General features: G+C 42.8%; 20 protein-coding genes. 10 read left to right on the forward strand and 10 right to left on the reverse strand.

What is annotated here, in order from left to right:
- The first annotated feature begins 20 nt into the window (after positions 1 to 20).
- Positions 21 to 2,057 carry an oligopeptidase A gene (gene prlC / locus C727_RS0104970; RefSeq protein WP_017444527.1) on the forward strand — a complete coding sequence of 679 codons (2,037 nt, stop codon included), beginning with the start codon at positions 21 to 23 and terminating at the stop codon, positions 2,055 to 2,057.
- Between the two features lie 28 nt (positions 2,058 to 2,085).
- Here prlC and C727_RS0104975 read toward each other — a convergent pair whose 3' ends face one another.
- On the reverse strand, positions 2,086 to 3,138 hold the full coding sequence (locus C727_RS0104975; protein ID WP_040459171.1) for an aldo/keto reductase: 1,053 nt from the start codon (positions 3,136 to 3,138) through the stop codon (positions 2,086 to 2,088).
- Positions 3,139 to 3,155: 17 nt separating this feature from the next.
- Positions 3,156 to 3,716, reverse strand: a complete 561-nt coding sequence (locus C727_RS0104980; RefSeq protein WP_017444529.1) for a YfaZ family outer membrane protein — start codon at positions 3,714 to 3,716, stop codon at positions 3,156 to 3,158.
- A gap of 131 nt (positions 3,717 to 3,847) precedes the next feature.
- Between C727_RS0104980 and moaE the strand changes: the two genes are divergently transcribed.
- From moaE to pyrE, 3 genes are all read left to right on the forward strand, one after another.
- A complete protein-coding gene (gene moaE / locus C727_RS0104985) occupies positions 3,848 to 4,291 on the forward strand; it encodes a molybdopterin synthase catalytic subunit MoaE (protein ID WP_017444530.1) in 444 nt (147 codons plus the stop codon).
- 67 nt (positions 4,292 to 4,358) lie between these two features.
- Entirely contained in the window at positions 4,359 to 5,072 is a 714-nt protein-coding gene (gene rph / locus C727_RS0104990; protein ID WP_017444531.1) for a ribonuclease PH, read from the forward strand.
- Between the two features lie 11 nt (positions 5,073 to 5,083).
- Positions 5,084 to 5,725 (forward strand): orotate phosphoribosyltransferase, encoded by a 642-nt coding sequence (gene pyrE / locus C727_RS0104995; RefSeq protein ID WP_017444532.1) that lies wholly within the window; start codon positions 5,084 to 5,086, stop codon positions 5,723 to 5,725.
- Here the strand turns inward: pyrE and C727_RS0105000 are convergent.
- Together C727_RS0105000 and bioH are read right to left on the reverse strand one after the other, a co-directional pair.
- The gene (locus tag C727_RS0105000; protein WP_017444533.1) at positions 5,722 to 6,576 is read right to left on the reverse strand and encodes a putative metalloprotease CJM1_0395 family protein; all 855 of its coding nucleotides are present in this window, start codon (positions 6,574 to 6,576) and stop codon (positions 5,722 to 5,724) included. The genes pyrE and C727_RS0105000 overlap by 4 nt on opposite strands.
- Positions 6,577 to 6,628: 52 nt before the next feature.
- Positions 6,629 to 7,372, reverse strand: a complete 744-nt coding sequence (bioH, locus tag C727_RS0105005) for a pimeloyl-ACP methyl ester esterase BioH (RefSeq protein WP_017444534.1) — start codon at positions 7,370 to 7,372, stop codon at positions 6,629 to 6,631.
- An 11-nt stretch (positions 7,373 to 7,383) separates the two neighbouring features.
- On the opposite strand from bioH, the gene C727_RS18980 reads away from it, so the two are divergent.
- Positions 7,384 to 8,115, forward strand: a complete 732-nt coding sequence (locus C727_RS18980; RefSeq protein WP_017444535.1) for a ComF family protein — start codon at positions 7,384 to 7,386, stop codon at positions 8,113 to 8,115.
- Here C727_RS18980 and C727_RS0105015 read toward each other — a convergent pair.
- The 5 genes from C727_RS0105015 to C727_RS0105035 form a co-directional block, all read right to left on the reverse strand.
- On the reverse strand, positions 8,112 to 10,529 hold the full coding sequence (locus tag C727_RS0105015; RefSeq protein WP_155949174.1) for a M14 family zinc carboxypeptidase: 2,418 nt from the start codon (positions 10,527 to 10,529) through the stop codon (positions 8,112 to 8,114). The two genes, C727_RS18980 and C727_RS0105015, sit on opposite strands and share 4 nt — an antisense overlap.
- A 208-nt stretch (positions 10,530 to 10,737) precedes the next feature.
- On the reverse strand, positions 10,738 to 11,151 hold the full coding sequence (locus tag C727_RS0105020) for a nuclear transport factor 2 family protein (RefSeq protein WP_017444537.1): 414 nt from the start codon (positions 11,149 to 11,151) through the stop codon (positions 10,738 to 10,740).
- Positions 11,152 to 11,173: 22 nt separating this feature from the next.
- Positions 11,174 to 11,824, reverse strand: a complete 651-nt coding sequence (locus C727_RS0105025) for a cupin domain-containing protein (protein WP_017444538.1) — start codon at positions 11,822 to 11,824, stop codon at positions 11,174 to 11,176.
- On the reverse strand, positions 11,817 to 12,731 hold the full coding sequence (locus C727_RS18035; protein WP_017444539.1) for a pyridoxamine 5'-phosphate oxidase family protein: 915 nt from the start codon (positions 12,729 to 12,731) through the stop codon (positions 11,817 to 11,819). Before C727_RS18035 ends, C727_RS0105025 begins: the two co-directional genes overlap by 8 nt.
- A 14-nt stretch (positions 12,732 to 12,745) precedes the next feature.
- On the reverse strand, positions 12,746 to 13,369 hold the full coding sequence (locus C727_RS0105035) for a glutathione S-transferase family protein (RefSeq protein ID WP_017444540.1): 624 nt from the start codon (positions 13,367 to 13,369) through the stop codon (positions 12,746 to 12,748).
- Between the two features lie 102 nt (positions 13,370 to 13,471).
- Between C727_RS0105035 and C727_RS0105040 the strand changes: the two genes are divergently transcribed.
- From C727_RS0105040 to C727_RS0105050, 3 genes are all read left to right on the forward strand, one after another.
- On the forward strand, positions 13,472 to 14,353 hold the full coding sequence (locus C727_RS0105040; protein ID WP_017444541.1) for a LysR family transcriptional regulator: 882 nt from the start codon (positions 13,472 to 13,474) through the stop codon (positions 14,351 to 14,353).
- Between the two features lie 88 nt (positions 14,354 to 14,441).
- A complete protein-coding gene (nfuA, locus tag C727_RS0105045) occupies positions 14,442 to 15,020 on the forward strand; it encodes a Fe-S biogenesis protein NfuA (RefSeq protein WP_026052572.1) in 579 nt (192 codons plus the stop codon).
- A 14-nt stretch (positions 15,021 to 15,034) separates the two neighbouring features.
- The gene (locus tag C727_RS0105050) at positions 15,035 to 15,304 is read left to right on the forward strand and encodes a hypothetical protein (protein ID WP_017444543.1); all 270 of its coding nucleotides are present in this window, start codon (positions 15,035 to 15,037) and stop codon (positions 15,302 to 15,304) included.
- On the opposite strand, the gene C727_RS0105055 is transcribed toward C727_RS0105050, so the two are convergent.
- Complete coding sequence (locus C727_RS0105055) at positions 15,270 to 16,583, reverse strand: MATE family efflux transporter (protein WP_017444544.1); 1,314 nt, start codon at positions 16,581 to 16,583, stop codon at positions 15,270 to 15,272. The two genes, C727_RS0105050 and C727_RS0105055, sit on opposite strands and share 35 nt — an antisense overlap.
- On the opposite strand from C727_RS0105055, the gene C727_RS0105060 reads away from it, so the two are divergent.
- Positions 16,574 to 17,662, forward strand: coding sequence for a polysaccharide deacetylase family protein (locus C727_RS0105060; protein WP_017444545.1), 1,089 nt, complete (start codon positions 16,574 to 16,576; stop codon positions 17,660 to 17,662). The genes C727_RS0105055 and C727_RS0105060 overlap by 10 nt on opposite strands.
- Positions 17,663 to 17,803: 141 nt before the next feature.
- Positions 17,804 to 19,156: a surface lipoprotein assembly modifier gene (locus tag C727_RS0105065; protein WP_017444546.1), complete on the forward strand. Its 1,353-nt coding sequence runs from the start codon at positions 17,804 to 17,806 to the stop codon at positions 19,154 to 19,156.
- Positions 19,157 to 19,162 lie beyond the last annotated feature (6 nt).

Consider the following 19,162-nt stretch of genomic DNA (forward strand, 5'->3'; position numbering starts at 1 on the left):
AATTTTTCAAAAGGATACCCATGACCAATCCATTACTGACTGAAAGCAGTTTACCCGAGTTTGAAAACATCAAACCTGAGCATGTGCTGCCAGCGGTGCAGGATGCTATCCAGCAGTGCCGTTTGACGATAGATAAAGTTGTTGCTCAAGAAGAATACACTTGGCAAAATTTTGTTCAGCCGCTAGACGAAGCCGACGATAGGTTGAACCGAATTTGGTCGCCTGTTTCGCATTTGCATTCTGTTGCGGACAGTGAAGGCTTGCGCCAAGCGTATGAAGCTTGTTTGCCATTATTATCTGAATATTCTACCTATGTCGGCCAGCATCAAGGGTTATATCAAGCTTATCAAAAGATCCGTGAGTCGGATTCTTTTAACGATCTCAGTGAAGCACAACAAAAAGCTATCAATAATTCTTTGCGAGACTTTAAGTTATCAGGTGTTAGTTTGCCGGAGCAAGATAAAAAACGATATGGTGAGATAGCCCAACAATTGTCAGAACTCACCACTAAGTTTGCCAATAATGTGTTAGACGCGACACAAGGCTGGCATAAGCTAGTAACCGATAAAAAGCAGTTGTCAGGTTTACCACAAAGTGCTATTGATGCAGCAAAAGCAACAGCGGAAAGTAAAAATAAAGAGGGTTGGCTGTTCACCTTAGAATTCCCAAGCTATTTGCCTGTGATCACATATGCCGACGATCGCCAGCTTAGAGAAGAAATTTATACAGCATTTGCAACCCGAGCATCAGATCAAGGCCCCAACGCGAATAAATGGGACAACAGCCAGATCATGCAAGATATTTTAAAACTTAGATATGAGCTTGCCAAGCTGCTAGGTTTTGACAATTATGCTGAAAAGTCGTTGGCTACCAAGATGGCAGAATCACCGCAGCGAGTATTAGATTTTTTATATGATCTGTCCGCTAAAAGTAAATCACAAGCGCAAGCAGAGTTAGATGAAATCCGCGCTTACGCCAAAAGTCAGGGGGTGGATTCTTTAGAAGCTTGGGATATGACTTATTATGCAGAAAAACTCAAGCAGCAAAAGTATGCCATTTCTGATGAAGAATTACGTCCGTATTTTCCTGAAGATAAGGTCATTCAAGGATTATTTAAAACGGTCGGCAAGCTTTTTAATATCACCATCAAAGTCCGGGAAAATGTACAGGTATGGCATGATAGCGTTCGTTTTTATGACATTTTTTCTGCCGATGGGCGTTTAAAAGGCAGCTTTTATCTGGATTTATATGCTCGCGAAGGAAAAAGAGGCGGTGCTTGGATGGATGTGTGTATTGGCCAGCGGGAAAACAGCCAGGGCGAGATCCAATTACCAGTCGCTTATTTAACCTGCAACTTTAATAAACCCGTTGGTGATAAACCAGCGTTATTCACTCATGACGAAGTACAAACTTTGTTTCATGAGTTTGGTCATGGTTTGCACCATATGTTAACAAAAGTCACTGTCAGTGATGTGGCAGGCATTAATGGTGTTGCTTGGGATGCAGTTGAGTTGCCTAGTCAGTTTTTAGAAAACTGGTGTTGGCAGAGTGAGGCGCTTGCATTTATTTCTGGGCATTATGAAACAGGTGAAGCGCTACCTAGCGACTTATTAGAAAAAATGCTGGCGGCAAAAAACTATCAGTCCGCGATGATGATGGCCAGACAATTAGAGTTTTCTTTGTTCGATTTTGAAATGCACGCAGAAGCGGGCAGCCAAGACTATGACATACAAACCAAATTAGATCAGGTTCGAGATAAAGTAGCTGTGAACAAGCCGCCTGCATTCAACCGTTTTCAGCATGGTTTCAGTCACATTTTTGCTGGCGGTTATGCCGCTGGGTATTATAGTTATAAGTGGGCTGAAGTGCTGTCGGCAGATGCGTTTTCAAGGTTTGAAGAAGAAGGCATTTTTAACCAAAAAACTGGGCAGGATTTTCTCCAGAATATTTTGCAGATGGGTGGGTCGCGCGAACCTATGGACTTGTTTAAAGCGTTTCGAGGGCGAGCACCTGAAGTTGATGCTTTATTGCGCCACTCAGGTATTTCAGTCGAGTAAATAATCAGGGTCTGGGACCCTGACTTAATTAAAAGGGGGCCAAGTATTGGTTTAATACTTGGCCTATTTGCGTTAAGCATTGCTCAGTTAGGCTGATATCAAATGCTGCAATATCCTCTTCGAGCTGAGCTAAACTGGTAGCGCCGATAATGGTAGAAGTCACTCCGTCTACTTGGTTGCACCAAGCCAAAGCCAACTGAGCCGGCGTGATATTGTGTGCCTTAGCTACTTCTATATAACCCCGGATAGCCGCATCACTGGCTTGGGTATTTCTAAACAAACCATTACGCTGCGACATTGTCCAACGACTGCCTGCAGGCCGCTGACCATCTAAATATTTACCAGTTAACATGCCACCAGCTAATGGTGACCAAGGCAAAAATGCGATATCGTTATGTACACAAGTTTCGATTAAATAAGGCCAATCTTTGCTATGCAAAAGATTAAACTCATTTTGTATTGAGTTGACTCTAGGCAAGTTAAATTCATCAGCTAGTTTTAAATAACTTTCGATACCCCAAGGGGTATCATCTGATAAACCAAAATGGCGTATTTTTCCTTCACTGACTGCTTGACCTATCGCTTGCAAAATATCTAAAAAGTTATCTCGTTCCGCTGCGCGATCAACGTCCGTAAACTTGATTTGGTTTGGATGATGGCGGCCAAAATGCGGATGCGGGCGGTTGCTCCAATGCAGTTGATATAAATCAAGGTAATCCGTTTGTAAGCGTTGCAATGAGTCATCTATCGCTTTGGTCACGGCGGCACCCGTGATATCACTACCACCCCGGATATAAGGGACCCCTTTACCGGCAATTTTTGAGGCGATCACTAGATCTTGCCGTTTGTTTTTATTGCTGGCTAACCAACGACCTAATATGGTTTCTGTTTTACCATAGGTCTCGGCGCTTGGCGGGACTGCGTACATTTCGGCAGTATCGATAAAGTTAACCCCTTTATCGAGTGCGTACGCAAGTTGTTGGTTGGCATCTTCTTGGGTGTTTTGTAAACCCCAGGTCATAGTGCCCAGGCAAATCCTGGACACTTTGAGACCACTGGCGCCCAGTGATGAATATTGCATAATGTAATTGGCTCCGGTTAGAAACTAAATTCAAATCCTAAATGAAAGCCATTATCTAACACGAATTCACCACCATTCTCAATATCTGCTTTAATATGGCGGTAGCCAGCATAAACTGCACCATTAGGTAAAAGCTGATAATTAGCGCGTAAACCCAACTCAAATTGGTTATCTAGCTCGTCGCTAGCGACTATACCGGGAGCATAAAAGAGTTCACCTTGCAGCGATAACCCCTGAATTTCTGGGATGCGGTATTTGGCAAAACCACCTAATCCCAATGCCTGCATATCGTCACCATTAGTATCTGCATAATATAAACGGCCACCTAAACCTGCTGTAAAGTTTGGTTGGCGGGAAATATTACCTACCACGGCGGCAGTACCTGTGAATAAATTGACATCGGTATCGTCGTTATGCATCGCAGAAGCGGCAAAATGGGTGTCCTTAGCAAAATTACCTGTCGCGATTTCTACTTTAAATGCATCATTGCTGATATCTGTTGTTAACGTGCTGGCAGTCGCTGTCGCACTAGACAGGGTGGCCAGGATAATGGCGGCAGATTTAATTCTAATGTTCATATAATACTCCGTTGCTATAAAAGTGAATTGATCTTAATTCATGCGAATCTTAAGTAAAGCGTTCGCTTGCAATATTGAGACGTTTAAAACAAAATTCAAATTTGAATCTTGCTAAATGATACAGGCTGACAATGATTAAAGTTCAAACTGAACCCTTCAATGTGGGAGAGATTTATCAAAACCTTGCAAATAATAATGCGGCAGCAGGCGCTGTGGTATTTTTTGTCGGTCAAGTTAGGGATTACAACCAAAATAAAACCATCAGAGCGCTGACGTTAGAACATTATCCAGCAATGACAGAAAAAGTGTTGAGCGAGATAGTGAACGAAGCAGAGCGGCGTTGGCCATTGCAAGCTGTCAGCCTAGTCCATAGGGTCGGCCGTATGTTGATCGGCGACGAGATTGTTTTTGTTGGTGTGGCCAGTGCGCATCGGCAAGCTGCGTTTGCAGCCAGTCAATTTATTATGGATAAACTCAAAACCCAAGCCCCCTTTTGGAAAAAAGAAGAAACAGAAACAGGTAATCACTGGGTTGAAGCTAGAGAGTCTGATATAAAAGCAGCGGATAACTGGTAATTAGCTGCATCTTGTTGTGTAACAGGTATAATGGCAAAAAATTTTCGCATTTTATGAGGAGACACATATGCGTCCAAGTGGCCGAACTGCCAGCCAAATCCGACCTATTACCATTACCCGAAATTTCACTATGCATGCCGAAGGTTCGGTATTAATTGAATTTGGTGATACTAAAGTTTTATGTACGGCTTCTGTGAATGAAGGTGTGCCCAGATTTATGAAAGGTAAAGGCGAAGGTTGGATCACGGCTGAATATGGGATGTTGCCTCGCTCAACCCACACCCGCTGTGACCGTGAAGCAGCGCGTGGTAAACAAGGTGGCCGAACATTAGAGATTCAACGTTTAATTGGCCGTTCATTACGGGCAGCCGTTGATTTGAAAGCTTTAGGTGAAAATACTATCACGTTAGACTGTGATGTTATTCAAGCTGATGGTGGTACCCGAACTGCTTCTATTACAGGTGCCTGTGTCGCTTTGGTTGACGCATTATCTTATATGCGCAGCAAAGGCATTTTAAAAACTAATCCACTTAAACATATGGTTGCTGCCATCTCGGTCGGCGTTTACAAAGGCGAAGTGATCGCTGATTTAGAATATGTTGAAGACTCTGTCGCAGAAACAGATATGAATGTAGTGATGTCTGAAGATGGCCGTTTAATCGAAGTTCAAGGCACAGCTGAAGCAGAACCTTATAGTTTTGACGAAATGCAAGAGATGCTGACGTACGCTAAAAACGCCACCCGCGAAATTTTTGATATTCAAAAAGCCGCGTTAGCCTAACGGAGATCCAGATGCAAGCTTATAAAAAATCATTTATCGAATTTGCATTGTCTCGTGGGGTGCTTAAATTTGGTCAATTTACGCTTAAATCGGGTCGTACAAGTCCATACTTTTTTAATGCGGGTTTGTTTAAAACTGGCGGTGATTTAGCACAGTTAGGGCGTTTTTATGCCGCTGCATTGCAAGATGCAGGCATTCGGTTTGATGTGCTGTTTGGACCAGCGTACAAAGGCATTCCAATTGCGACCGCCACGAGTATCGCTTTGGCAGATCAGCATCAGCAAGACGTCGCTTATTGTTTTAACCGCAAAGAAAAAAAAGATCATGGCGAAGGTGGTCAGCTGGTTGGGGCTGAATTAAAAGGCGATATTATGCTAGTTGATGACGTAATTACTGCCGGCACAGCGATCCGTGAATCGATGCAAATTATCCAGCAACAAGGTGCTAACCTCAGAGGCGTTTTAATCGCTTTAGATCGGCAAGAAAAAGGTCAGGGTGAATTGTCAGCCATTCAAGAAGTAGAGCGCGACTTTGATACTCAAGTCGTTTCAATTATTCAGTTAGCTGATTTAATTGCTTATTTAACAGAGCAGGGTGAAGAGGCCGAAACTTTGGCGCAAGTGACTGAATATAGAAATCAATACGGTATTTAAGCGTATCGCGAAAAAGCAGGTTGTTCGTGCGTACGGCTGCTCGCTGCGTAAAAAGAGGCTATTTTTAATGCCCGAGCATTGACCCGTTCATCTCGTACTTCGAGTGTTTCGGGTGCTTGATAACTAGGGGTAGGCTGAGAAGTAAATACATCGGCAGCCGTTGTTTGGCGACTTGCGTGCTGATTATTTTGCAAAGTCTCTTTAGCGTTTTTTTGTTGTAACTCAGCCCGTGCTTGCTGCGCTTTTTGTGCTGCTTCTGCTGCGACTTGACGGTCGGTGGCAGAAGGTTCTGCAGGGGCTAGCGCAGCACGCTGAACTTGTGCCATTTTTTGAATGGTTGCCGCTGGATCGTTGGCTACTTCAGATACATCAATCTGTACCTCACCGCCCACTGCATAGTTTTTACCATCAGGTCCACGCTCAAATTCATAACTGGGTGCCCCTGCATATTGGCCACCTGTGGTTGCATGCGCTTGTTCATGTTGCCGGACTTCTTGATCACGTGCTTTTAACTCGGTTAATTCTTTTTGCTCTTGCTCACTATACGGCTTGTTATTTTTAGTGAGATTGCCATCTTCTTGCTTATTTTGCTGTTGAGAAGCATTGTTTTTGTTTTGAGCGACTCTGTTTTGATAGATATTTGATCGAATGTAATCGTAAGTCAGCGGAGTTTGGCTGGCTGCTTTGGGATATTCTGGCCGCGAGGACACACCAGGATCGCGCGGTTGCGCTTGGTTCGGTTGATTTTCTGTGACCTTTTGAGGTGACAATACCTCTCGCCTTACCGCTTCTGTCTGCGGGTTAGCAAGATTTAAAGTTAAGTTAGTCGGGTACTGCGGCGAAATATTCATATCGCTTAATTATTAACCATAATTACTCAAAGGGGAAGTTATTGCTGATAAATTAATTTAATGTTTGCATAAAATTAAGCACCCTCTGCTTAAATTCATCAGGGTGCGAAATAAAAGGCGCGTGGGCTGCTTTTGATATGACTTGCGTAACACAATTTGGTTGCTGATTTTGGATCATCGTCACTGCTTTGCTCGGGACCAGGCTATCTAGGCGACCATAGAGTCTTAAAGTCGGGCAGCAAATACCACTTATTTGTGTTCTTAAATCAGCGGTTTTTAAAATATCTAAACCACCCGTTAATGCGGTTTGATTGGCCGCAGGTGCTGCGGCTAGCAGCTCTACTAATGCTTTAATGTCATGCCTTGCATGTTCACTGCCGATGGCTTGAATTGCGATAAAACGCTCTAAGGTCTTCTTGGCATCAGCCTCTAACATAGTGGCAAAATTATTTAGTACCTGCGCATCAATACCTGGCCAATTGTTTTGGGAAGAAAAACAAGGACTGGTGGCGACTGCGATCAATGCTTCACAACAATCATACTCCAAAGCAATGTGTTGCGCGACTAAGCCGCCTAATGACCAACCAATGAGTATGCCGGGGGATGTTATTTGTTCGGCAACCAGCCGACTAATAGAGTTTAGACTATAATCTGACGGGCAGTGATTGGCCTGGCGACCATAACCCGGCAAGTCGATTAAGTGGACATTAAAAGTGTCATCAAAATATTTGGCAATGGGTTGCCAAACGGCAGAGTGCATGCCCCAGCCATGAATAAAATAGAGGTTTTTTTGCATAGGAAAATAGCGTGATATTGATTAAGCGCCTAGTATCGCCAATATTAACACAAGCTAAGCAACTTGTGCCTAGGTTATGTTTGTTTTGTGATGGGCCACTGGCAGAGCAAAACAGCGTATGTCACTATTGCCTCAATGACTGGCGGAAGCACTCAGAATGTTTGGCTTGGGCAGATATCCTGAGTATGCCCGGTGTTAAAAAAACACTTAACGCAAGCGCCTTGGCGCACATCTATTGTTTAAATCAGCATCAGCAACAAGTAGCGGCGCTGATCCGGCGATTCAAATACCAGCAAGACTTGTTAGCCGGTTCCGCTTTAATCGAATTAATGGCGTACTGTCATCAGGAGGCTTTTGAAAACGCTATTTTTATTCCTGTTCCCATGCATTGGTTACGCCGTTTGTACCGTGGTTTTAATCAAGCAAACTGGCTAGCAGAACAGTTAGCAAAGCAATATCAAGGACAGTGTTTACCATTATTAAAGCGAACTCGATACACTCAGCGCCAAGCTGGTTTAGAAGCGTTACAGCGGCGTAAAAATTTGCAGGATGCGTTTGTATTAAATAAAGCTGCTTTTGTTTCAATGCAATGGCCGAAGCCGGTGTTTTTAGTCGATGATGTGGTCACCACAGGCACAACGCTCAATACTTTGGCGCAGGTTTTAAAAGCGGCAGGTATTGAGCATGTCAATGCTGTGACTATCAGTTGGTCAGCGGCTGCAAGTGTCAGTCGTGGTTATTAATGCGCAACAAGCGGTGCAAAAAACAGCGCATTATTCAATAATCTGGCTGTGCCTCGCCAGTAACCCCTGAATACAGGATTATCGGCAAAAGCGATCACTTGTCCTTGACCATGTTTATGGGTGGTCAACGCCGTAGAGTTTTTAATCATACGGATATTTTCATAGCTGCTATAACCAGCCAGCAGTGGACTGTCAGTATATTTGGCTACGTCATAAAAAGGTTTGGCGGCAGTCAACAATACAATACGGTCGTTTCTAAACAATGGTATTTTTGCTTGTTTAAAACCAAAAGCAAGTGGGTGACTAAGGTCGAGTTCAACGTTAAAAACACTACCAGTCAGCATTTTTTTGCTCTGTAATTTTTCTTTATCGGCGAACGTTAAATTATCCAGTGCAAATGACGAGTTTAAATCTCGCTCTGATAAAAACTCGTTGCGAATTAGATTATGTTGGCTGGCAAACACGCTGGCTCTTTTGGTGGTAATTAAAGTGCCGCCTTGGCGCAACCAGAATTCTAAATGACTGACAAATTGCGACGGTAAATCCTGAAAGTTGCCATCAGTCATAATTAAATGGCTATAGTTTTTTAAACTAAGTTGTTCAGCATCTGATTTGTCTAATAACGCTAGCGGCATTTTTAACTGGTGTTCAAAGTGATACCAGATTTCACCAACTTCGCTGGCTTGGGTACCCTCGCCGGTTAAAATGGCCGCTTGCACCGGATGCAATTGGGTAAACTGGCGGCTGCCTAAGTCTGGTCCTTGCTCGGTATGACCACTAAGCAGACGCTGACACGGTGCATTATGTTCTTGCATTGTTTGCATGGCGTGCAGCATTGTTGTAGCCGAATTTTCACTTAATAAAACCAATAAGCTGCCAGCCGGGTAGTTAGCAGGACCTTGCATGTTAATCCCTCGAAAAGCTTCTTTGGCTACCCTTACTTTGACTTTTTGTTTTAATAACTGATACAGCAAAGGTGCGCTTGTGTCCTCATGCCAATCGACTAAACAGGCATACGGAGGTGCAGTGATACCCGGATATTCAGTGGCTTGTTTAAGTTGGACCTTGCCTGGACGAGTTTGCGGTTGTGTTTGTGATTTACTAACCGCCACGGGTTGCAAATGATAAGCGAGCGCCAGGTTCCAGTTACTGACATCATAAAACAAGGTATCTTTAAACTTATTCTGTTGTGAAAATAAGCTTTTTATCAGCAGATACTGTTTTTGCTCTAGTGGAATAAATAAACTGCTATTTGCGGGATATAGAGTATTTTTTATTTGCATATCGCGGCTGAGTATTAGGCTGTCGATATTGTGCATGTTTAATAGCTGCTGGAAGTCTTGCAGACGGGAACGGTTTCCGCCGCTTGTCACTAGATAGCCGGAGAGGGGATCTGCTTGCTGCTGTGTTTGAATTTTTTGTTGGTAATTATCCCGATAGCTGAGCAACTTTTGATGGCTTGCGATAGCAGTATTGATGACAGATCGAATACCTACTTTTTGGTTATCTATGCTTTGTTGAAAACTCAGCAGTCCATCTTCGGTTGCCAATAACTGTCCCTTACTACTACTTTGTTCTAATAATAAACCTATGCCGCCTTGCAAATCAGGGTAGGTTGAGGCTTTGCCGATAAAAAAATCATCAAACTCTTCTTCGCTAAAGTAGCGAGTTTGCTCACTGTCAAACTGGCGAGCTAATGCACTAGCAAACAGTTTAGTCAGCTGGTAATTTTGTGTCGGACTGAGTGGATTAATACGAGTTTTAACACCCGGTTGAAAAAAGTAGCGGTTGCCGCTTGGCATTTCATGAAAATCGGCTAATAAATGTGGTTGCCATAAGTGGTAAAGTTGCATTCGGTTTTGCGTTTCGGGTTGACTGGCTGCCAGCCAATCACGGTTGAGATCAAACCAATAATGGTTGCCGCGGGCTGCTGGCCAGGGCGTTAAATGCTGTTGGTGCTGATGATCTGCGACCGGATACGCACTTAGGTATTGACCTACTTTCTGAATAAATCTCTGGTAACCATCGGGATTGCCAACCAACTCAAATAGGATCACTGTTGATTCCAACCAAGCAGCTGTATCCGGGTCTTGAGTAGAGGTTAACTGATGAAGAATTTTTAGTGCAGCTTGAGTGCCACTAATTTCATTGCCATGCACGGCAAAACTTAACCAGATAACCAGTGGTTGTTTGACGAAGTTTGGCAGGCTGTCTGGACTTTTTTTTAGTTGTTTGATACGGGCTGGAGAAGAGACGGCTAATAGCTGCATTTTACGGTATTCGCGACTATAACCTGCATCGATCAGAGCGACATTAGGGCTTTGCTCAGCAAGGTAGTTTTGGTAGTTTAAAATGAGCTGATAATCGGCAAAATGCCCGTTTGGAAGCGGGTGACTATATTCTGCAAAACTCATTATTGCCCAAGCAGGCTGCTGTACTAATATCAATATTGAACACACAAAAATACGCAAGGCCGTTCGCACTGTTTAAGAACTCCGCACTAAAGTGAAAAAACCTTAGCACTATATCATAATTCGTAAGTGATAGGATCTAAACCGTTTAAGTTCTGTTGCGAGACGAGTCGGCTGCTCATTTTTTAGCGATCAGCAGCCTAAGATATCTTTATAAGCGGCGTTCTTCGGGTTTGATCGGGGCGTCATTAATGCTGGCGATCCTGTGCGCCATTAAACCATTTTTGTCAAATTCCCACAATTCGTTGCCATAACTGCGAAACCAATTGCCTGAATCATCGTGCCATTCGTATTCAAAAGTCACAGAAATACGGTTGTCGGTATACCCCCACAAAGTTTTTTTGAGCTTATAGGACAGCTCTTTTTGCCATTTCCGGGTCAAAAATGCTTCGATTTGCGCTCGCCCCTCAATAAATTCAGCTCGATTACGCCAGCGTGAATCTAGGCTGTAAGCCTGACTTACTTTTTTCGCATCACACGTATTCCAAGCATCTTCAGCTGCTTGCACTTTTTGTATGGCTGTGGCCTCGTTGAAGGGCGGTAGCGGGTGTCTTTGTTCACTCATAATAGCTCCTAAAAAGGTAAAATTAGCGACCTAAGTGGCCAATTTTTTTAAATAAAATAGTGTCTTGTAGGGCCACTCTAGGGCCTTGTAGGGCGGTCGGTGTTCTTAGCCAAGTGCCGGCAGGGTAGGTTTTATCCGCATCTTTCAGGCAGCCAGATATGACATAAATTTCTTCTCCAAATGATGTGATTGGCGCCATTTGCGAGCTACCCGTCAGCCAGTATTCAATTTGAGTGATCTCCTGATCGAACTCGTGCAGTACTTGTATACTGATGTTTTGCGGGGTTATACGGGCAAAGTCTAATTCCACTTTTTGCTGAATATGCTGAGTATCAGTTGGCGCAAATTGATGTAGTTTAACTAATAAAAGGCAACCGGATTTAGTAAAAGGAGCATGATGAAAACCTTGTGGATTTCTAAAGTAGTGGCCGGCTTTATAGTCGCCCGTATGGTCGGAAAAAACGCCGTCTAATACAAAAATTTCTTCGCCGCCGGGGTGTTTGTGTAACGAAAAGGAGGCGCCGGGCGCAAATTTTACAATACTGGTTGCATGCCCATGCTCTTTGAATTCACGCGCCAGTAGTTTACGCCAGACGCCGTTTTTGGGGCTGCTTTGCCAGTTTTGTTCGTTGGTATTGATGCTGACCATTTGGCTGAAATCCATATTAAGCATTGTTTTTGTTTCTCCAAAAAAATGGTAGGGCATGATACAACCAAACCCCTTGGTTGATAGTAAAAGACCAATTTTGCGGGCGCTGCAGTGCCGAGGACGACGGCTGGACGTTGGGGAGCAGTTGAGCTGTGCCGCTTAACGACAATAGGTGTCCTTTATTAAAGTCGATAAATAACAATCCTGCCTGTGGGTAGAGCAATATATTACCTAAAGTATTAAAAAACTGGTTTCCTTTATAGTCTGGTATTAACAAAGTTCGATCACTGATCATTTGAATAAACCCAGCAGGTCCCCCACGATGAGAAATATCCAAACCATCGGATGCCCGCTGAATTGAAAACTTTTGACCACTCGCGCTGGCAACAAAAAATGTATCAGCATTTTTAATCAGTTCAACGGCACTATTATCCAAACCTTGCACGGTTTTGCAGGTGTGTGGGTTAAGCCTAAAGTCAGTGCGGTGTTGGGCAAAACGTTGCTTAATATGTTTGGGGCAGTTCCCAAACGTTTGTTTTATTTTAATTTGAATACTTTCACTGCTGCGTTTGGTTACCCAGCCATTGGCTCGATTTCGGCGTTGGTTATGAAAACTCAAACCGAGCAAACCTAAATGATCGCCAGTCGAAAGCTGGTTTAAAGGGTCGCAGGGCAAAGGAGATGCAACAATCTGCAAATGCTGCTCATCGGGACTTTTGATAAACCCAGCAGGGTTACATAATACAGAGGCCCAAACGTGTCCCCTATGATCCATCCATGCGGTAAAAATCATCGCTAATTGATGATAAAAGTTTCTGTGTTGTAAAGGGAGATAGTCACGAACATAGCTAGCGCCCACTGAGGCGATTTTGTCCTGTACTTTTATTTGAGTTTGCAAGTGACGCTCACCATCATGAAAGGGCGATTTCATTTGATTTGACCTGTTTATTTTTGTAAACCAACAAAAGTTTTTGGCATGGCAACAAATCGGCTGTTCGTTTCTATTCGCTGCAGCCACTGCTGAACGGCTGGATAAAGGGTTAAATCAACATCGCCTTCTGGTGCATGAGCAATATAAGAATAATGAGCGATATCAGCAATGCTAATTTGTTCAGCGGCTAACCAGTTTTGGTTACTGAGCACTTGGTTTAAATAAGTCAATAATCTATCGGCTTTACGCAAGCAAGCCGCTTTATCTAGCGGTGCTTTAAAAACGTTAATCAAACGTGCCGCCGCCGCGCCCTCGGCTAACAAGCCAGCGGCAAGTGATAGATATTTTTGGATTTGTGTTTGCACTAACGTATTGTCAGGGTACCAGTGAGAGCCGCTGGCGTAAGTTTGTGCTAAATAAATTAGAATGGCGTTGGAATCCGTAATAACCAGACCTTTATCAATAAGTACCGGGACTTGTGCCAGCGGGTTGAGTGCTAAAAACGCACTGGTTTGATGTTCACCGGCGGCCATATCAATTTCTTTTACTGTAAAGCTTAAACCAAGTAGCGATAAAAATAAGCGTACTTTGTGACAATGGCCAGATAGGGTCACTTGGTGCAAAATTCGTTCAGACATAAATGATTCCTCAACTTTTAATCATGGTGTTATTATCATTGTTGGTCATTTTTAGATAAACCCGTGTTTTATAAAATAATTGTCAACGTGTGGTAAACAATAATGGATTCTATGTTCGGTGTGCAGGCGGTAGTTGCGGTTGTTGAAACAGGCTCGTTCACGGCCGCTAGTGAGCGCCTAGAAATATCAAAAGCCTTATTAAGTAAATACATTACACAAGTAGAATCAGAATTGGGTGTGCGACTGTTTAACCGTACAACAAGGCGTGTATGGTTAACTGAAGCTGGCCAAATTTATTATAAAAACGCCATTGACGTAATATCGGCTTACGAACAAATGGTAGAAAATACACGCAGCGAACAGCAAGGACTACATGGCATTTTAACGATAAGTGCACCATTTACTTTTGGCACCCTTACGCTGCCACCCTGGCTTACTGAGTTTAAGCGTTTGCATCCGCATTTGAAGGTGCAACTAAAATTAAATAACAGAGCTGTCAATATGGTTGAAGAAGGTATTGACGTGCGCTTTAAAGTAGGACGACTTGATGACTCAAGCATGATTGCGCGCCATTTGAAAAGTGATCTTATGTGTTTGTACGCGAGCGCTGACTATTTAAAAACTTTTGGCGAGCCGACCCAGTTAGTGGATCTGGCCAGTCATCAATGCATTATCGATAATAACTTCAGCCAATTAGACTATTGGCGTTTATTAGACAGTGCAGGTCAATCTCATCTACCCCAGCTCAATACGACAATTGCCGTGAATGACTCACAAGCGGGTGCTTCTTTGGCAGCCCATTCAGGTGGCATCGTTTTATTGCCCAAATCTTTTGCTGAACAAACCTGCGCCAACTTCAATTTGCAGCCCGTGTTAAGCCAATATCATGCGGGTGAGATTGGTTGGTACTTAATTTATCCGCATCGCCAATATTTGCCCGCTAAAATAGCGCGCTTTGTTGAATTTATCCGGCAAAAGTTTTAGAAAGCTTTTTTGTTGAGCCTGATTTCGGTATCATAGTCTATTCTTGAGTAAATTAGTCAGGTAAATAGTTATGAGTGAAAATCAACCTCTGGTGTCTATCTCTGAGTCGGCCCAGGCTCATTTTGCCAAATTATTGGAAAGTCAGCCTGAGGGAACTCAGATTCGAATTTTTGTTGTTAATCCTGGTACACCGAATGCAGAATGTGGTGTGTCGTATTGTCCGCCCGACGCCATTGAAGAGAAAGACTTAAAGTTTAATTATGGGCCTTTCAGCGCTGTAATCGATCCTGACAGTGAACCTTATTTAGACGAAGCTGTGATCGATTTTGTGCAAGATCAAATGGGTTCGCAACTCACCTTAAAAGCGCCAAATGCAAAAATGCGTAAAGTCAGTGATGATGCTGGTTTGTTCGAACGCGTACAATACACTTTGGTTAGCCAGGTGAATCCTCAACTCGCTAACCATGGCGGGAAAGTTGATCTGATTGAAATTACAGATGAGGGTGTTGCGATTTTACAATTTGGTGGCGGCTGTAATGGTTGTTCTATGGTTGACGTTACTCTAAAAGAAGGGATCGAAAAGCAATTGTTGGAGCAATTCGCAGACGAGTTAACGGGCGTTAAAGATGTCACCGAGCATCAAGCGGGCTCACATTCTTATTATTAATGAGTCGTTTGTAAGTGATGCATTGGAGCGAAAGATTTGGGCAACAGCCTAGCCGGAGCTGGCGGCGCTTTTTATTTGGCGCCGTTTTGTTTTGGCTGTTTGCGATTGTTTTAGTCATATCGCTTGAATATTTGACTAGGTGGCAGTTTTATATGTTAGCTGCCGCAGTTTTGCTTAACTTTTTTATCGCCTGCTTTGGTTATTTAGGGATACTTGCCAACCGTATTTACCGTTTGCGTATACAACAAGCTAAATATAAAGACGCAAACGCCAAGTTAGAGTAATGCTACGCATTAACATCATCGCCAGCAGAGCAAGCCACAGGGCATGATTTTCAAGCTCCTGTAACATAAAAAACAGTGGAAAATAGACCACAAGCACAGAGATTGCCATGCTATTTCGCATTGCTTTGCCGTCGGCCAAACCGACAAATATGCCGTCTAGTAAAAAGCAGCCCGCTGCACATGCCGGCAGTAGAATAATATAAATGAGATACTGATTTGCCGTTGCACGTATACTGTCTAAGTCTGTCATTAGCTGAATAATAAATGTACCTGAAAACGCAAATAATAAGGTATAAAACACAGCTAAATAAAAGGTTAACAAGCCGCAACCTATTATTGTCTCGTGCAATTTTTGTTTGTTATGCGCGCCAAAATGACGTCCACATAAAACTTCTGCGGCATAGGCAATACCATCGAGTCCTAATGCAATAAATATTAAAAAATTCATCAGTACCGCGTTAGCGGCCACTATATTTTCACCAAATCGAGCGCCCTGAAAAGTCATAAAAATCAAACTGCTTTGCAATAACAAAGAGCGCAATAAAATATCCGTGTTGGTCGTTAAAAACGCTTTGCTGCGCTTTAAAGATAAGGCTTGATAAGCAGATCGTACCCCCTTCGAATCGAGGCGTTGGAGAACAGGTCTAAGTAACAGCACAGTGCCAGTCCATTCAGCGACCATACTTGCAAGGGCAACACCTTCAACGCCCATGTTAAAACCATATACAGTAACCAAATCTAAAAATAAATTGATCAAATTAATGTTTATTTGCATAAACATGATAGTTTTAGCTTGCCCTTGTGCAAGCAACCAGCCAGTTAATACTAGGTTGATCAGACTGGCCGGAAACGCCAAAATACGAATTGAAAAATAACTTGTGGCACTTTGTGCAGCCTCTTTGGTCGTATCAGACAGGCTAAGTGCAAACTCGAGTAAGGTTGTGTGAAATACATACACAGGTAAACTAAGTAGCAGAGCTAAAAACACACCTTGGTAAAGCAAAACCGTGGTTTTAGTTGAAGCATCGGGCTGTTCAGTCGCTTGTGCGGTTAAACCGGTGATCGACATACGCAAAAATCCGCATAACCAAACTAGGCTTGAAATAACGGCGGTGGCAAGCGCCACCCCAGCTAGCATATGTGGATGAGGTAAATGGCCAAGAATCGCAGTGTCAACCAGACCTAATAAAGGGGTAGTGATATTAGAAATGATCATTGGCACTGCGATTGCCAAAATAATTTTGTATTGAGAGGACTTAAGGTAATTAAATGCAAACATTAAAAAAACTTCTTGTTGTGGCAGTCACTTTGTTGTCAGTGGTTTATGTTAACAAAGAAGCCTACGCCAACCCAGCACAATCCGAACTAACAAGAGGTGGTTTGGTCATTTTACAATACCATCATGTTGCTGACAGCACGCCGCCTGTAACCAGCGTGACAGCTGAGACGTTTCGCAAACATATGCAATATCTAGCTGAACATAACTTTAACGTGGTTGATTTACATAGTGCGATTAAAAAGTTAAAAAATAAACAAGCGTTACCGGCAAATGCGGTGGCGATCACTTTTGATGATGGTTATCTAAATTTAGCGGATTCTGCGTTGCCATTGTTGGCCGAAAAAGGCTGGCCTGCCACCATTTTTGTTAATCCGGGCTTATTACAGCAACATAACCAACATTATTTAAGCTGGCAGCAGCTAAAAGAATGGCAGGATAAAGGCATGACGATAGCCAACCATGGTTGGCAGCATGATTATTGGGTCCGTGGTGGTCGTGGTGACCAAAAAAAATGGCAGGCAAGAATTAAAAAGTCGATTAAACAAACAGAAAAAGCAATTAAAAAACATCTAGGCTCGACTACGGGTATGTTAGCTTACCCTTATGGCGAATATGATACTTGGATCCAGGACTGGATTGCGGAGCAAGGTTTAATTGGTTTTGGTCAGCATAGTGGTGCGGTCTCGGCCCAATCTAATTTTACCGCCTTGCCGCGTTATCCTGCTTCGGGTAATTATGCCGATTTAGAAACTCTGTCTACAAAATTAATGAGTGAGGCCTTTCCTATGGATCATAGCCATTTACCAAGCCCTTTGGTCGCGAGCGAACAAAACCCACCACGACTTAAACTCGATTTAACTGCCATGAAAACGGTAAAACATCTAAATTGTTTTGTTAGTGGCGCCGCTAAAAGTAAAGTTGAATCAAACGGGGATGGGGTGTTTGAAGTGACGGCTGATCGCGAGCTACCGAATGGCCGTTCGCGGTATAATTGCACTATGGCAACTGACAAAGCAGGTGTTTTTTATTGGTTATCTCAGCTTTGGTTGGTTTATAAGCCTGAACTTCAACACGACTGATAAAATTAACTTATTGGTTGCAAACTGCGCCGCATGCAATAACAATAGCTTTATTAGACTATAATAAGTTCACTTAGTAAATCTTTTTGGCAGATCTTAGTGCGAGCTGAGTGGCGTAGTGAAATGGAGTAAAAATATTGTATGTATTGCTCATCGGGTAAATTGCCTTCTCTGATGCTAGCTTGTTTATTAAGCAGCTCTTTTTTTGTTTCTGCTGCCAGTGAAGACCCCCGCAAATTATTAATAGCGCAAATCCAACAAGGTGACTACATCAGTGCGTATCAAACCGCAGAAAGTCTATTTTCTGACTATGCTGGTGATGCGGATTTTGACTATCTATATGGTTTAACGGCACGTGCCAATGACTATCATCAAAAAGCAATTTTTGCATTTGAGCGCGTTCTGATGGCAAAACCCAATCATATGAATGCGCGTTTAGCGTTGGCCGTAGAGTATTATCAAGTGGGTAATTTAGCGGCATCTGAAACTCAATTTTTATTGGCTCGAGAGCAAGCTAACGAACCAGGCATTCGAGATAAAGTGAGTGCTTATTTAGCCCAAATTGATAAAAAACGTGAAGCTAGTGGCAGTGCATGGCATGGTTTTGTTAAAGCCGGCTTGGGTTATGATTCAAACGTTAATTTTGGTTTAGGTGACGAATTGTACCCTATCCCTATTCCTGGTATTGGCATTGCGGATTTTCAATTTCCAAAGCAAGGGGAACAATTGCAAAAACTCGCGGCTATGGCGCTATATCAACAGCCACTAAACAAGTATAGCCATTATTATGTGTCGTTAAATGCGGAAAAAACCTTTTATTCAGATCTGGATCAGTTAGAGCAAAGTTATTTAAATTTGATGGCTGGTTATCGTCGTCAGCAAGGTCGTTACGAGTACAACACAAGTTTAATGGCGCAGAAATTTTGGTTTGGCAGCGAGGATTATCACAATCTAGTGGCATTAAGTGGGCGCTTTGGATATGCGCTAAATGACCGACAAAAAGTATTATTTGATGCCAGTTATTCTATTGCTAATAACCAGCAAAATGACAACCTAGACTTAAACAGCTTATCACTTAAATTTTCGTTTCAACAGCAAGCTTGGGGTGGAAATGCACAAGCATTTTTATCAGCACGACAAGAGGATGTTAAAAACTTTAATGAGCGTTCACAGCATTATCAGCGCTCTGTCGTTGGCATTGGCTTGAAAGCCTCAAAAAAGATTGCAGATTTTTCATTTAGTGCAGGGTGGAAATACGAAAAGTCCATTCATAGTGAACTCAACCGCACGATTTTGGGGATCGACGGTCTACAGCCATTTTTTGCTGAAAAACGTAGAGATCATATGCGCCAGTACCAGGTGTCAGTTGGTTATCAAATAAATACTCAGTTATCTGTTAACTTGACCGCAAAACGCAATGATAAACTGAGCAATCAATTTTTATATAGTTATGATAGAAACATTTTTACCAGCGATATTAAATACCGCTTTTAATGGTGT

Source organism: Gayadomonas joobiniege G7, assembly GCF_000300815.1.
GTDB classification, from domain to species: domain Bacteria; phylum Pseudomonadota; class Gammaproteobacteria; order Enterobacterales; family Alteromonadaceae; genus Catenovulum; species Catenovulum joobiniege.

Coding starts and splice junctions, on each gene's coding strand:
- C727_RS0104980 (WP_017444529.1), bottom strand. CDS start 3,716: ATGAACATTAGAATTAAATCTGCCGCCATTATCCTGGCCACCCTGTCT.
- prlC (WP_017444527.1), top strand. CDS start 21: ATGACCAATCCATTACTGACTGAAAGCAGTTTACCCGAGTTTGAAAAC.
- C727_RS0105000 (WP_017444533.1), bottom strand. CDS start 6,576: ATGAATATTTCGCCGCAGTACCCGACTAACTTAACTTTAAATCTTGCT.
- C727_RS0105060 (WP_017444545.1), top strand. CDS start 16,574: ATGCAAACATTAAAAAAACTTCTTGTTGTGGCAGTCACTTTGTTGTCA.
- C727_RS0105020 (WP_017444537.1), bottom strand. CDS start 11,151: ATGAGTGAACAAAGACACCCGCTACCGCCCTTCAACGAGGCCACAGCC.
- C727_RS18035 (WP_017444539.1), bottom strand. CDS start 12,731: ATGAAATCGCCCTTTCATGATGGTGAGCGTCACTTGCAAACTCAAATA.
- C727_RS0104975 (WP_040459171.1), bottom strand. CDS start 3,138: ATGCAATATTCATCACTGGGCGCCAGTGGTCTCAAAGTGTCCAGGATT.
- C727_RS0105035 (WP_017444540.1), bottom strand. CDS start 13,369: ATGTCTGAACGAATTTTGCACCAAGTGACCCTATCTGGCCATTGTCAC.
- C727_RS0105055 (WP_017444544.1), bottom strand. CDS start 16,583: ATGTTTGCATTTAATTACCTTAAGTCCTCTCAATACAAAATTATTTTG.
- C727_RS0105040 (WP_017444541.1), top strand. CDS start 13,472: ATGGATTCTATGTTCGGTGTGCAGGCGGTAGTTGCGGTTGTTGAAACA.
- C727_RS0105015 (WP_155949174.1), bottom strand. CDS start 10,529: ATGAGTTTTGCAGAATATAGTCACCCGCTTCCAAACGGGCATTTTGCC.
- C727_RS0105065 (WP_017444546.1), top strand. CDS start 17,804: ATGTATTGCTCATCGGGTAAATTGCCTTCTCTGATGCTAGCTTGTTTA.
- C727_RS0105025 (WP_017444538.1), bottom strand. CDS start 11,824: ATGCTTAATATGGATTTCAGCCAAATGGTCAGCATCAATACCAACGAA.
- bioH (WP_017444534.1), bottom strand. CDS start 7,372: ATGCAAAAAAACCTCTATTTTATTCATGGCTGGGGCATGCACTCTGCC.
- rph (WP_017444531.1), top strand. CDS start 4,359: ATGCGTCCAAGTGGCCGAACTGCCAGCCAAATCCGACCTATTACCATT.
- pyrE (WP_017444532.1), top strand. CDS start 5,084: ATGCAAGCTTATAAAAAATCATTTATCGAATTTGCATTGTCTCGTGGG.
- moaE (WP_017444530.1), top strand. CDS start 3,848: ATGATTAAAGTTCAAACTGAACCCTTCAATGTGGGAGAGATTTATCAA.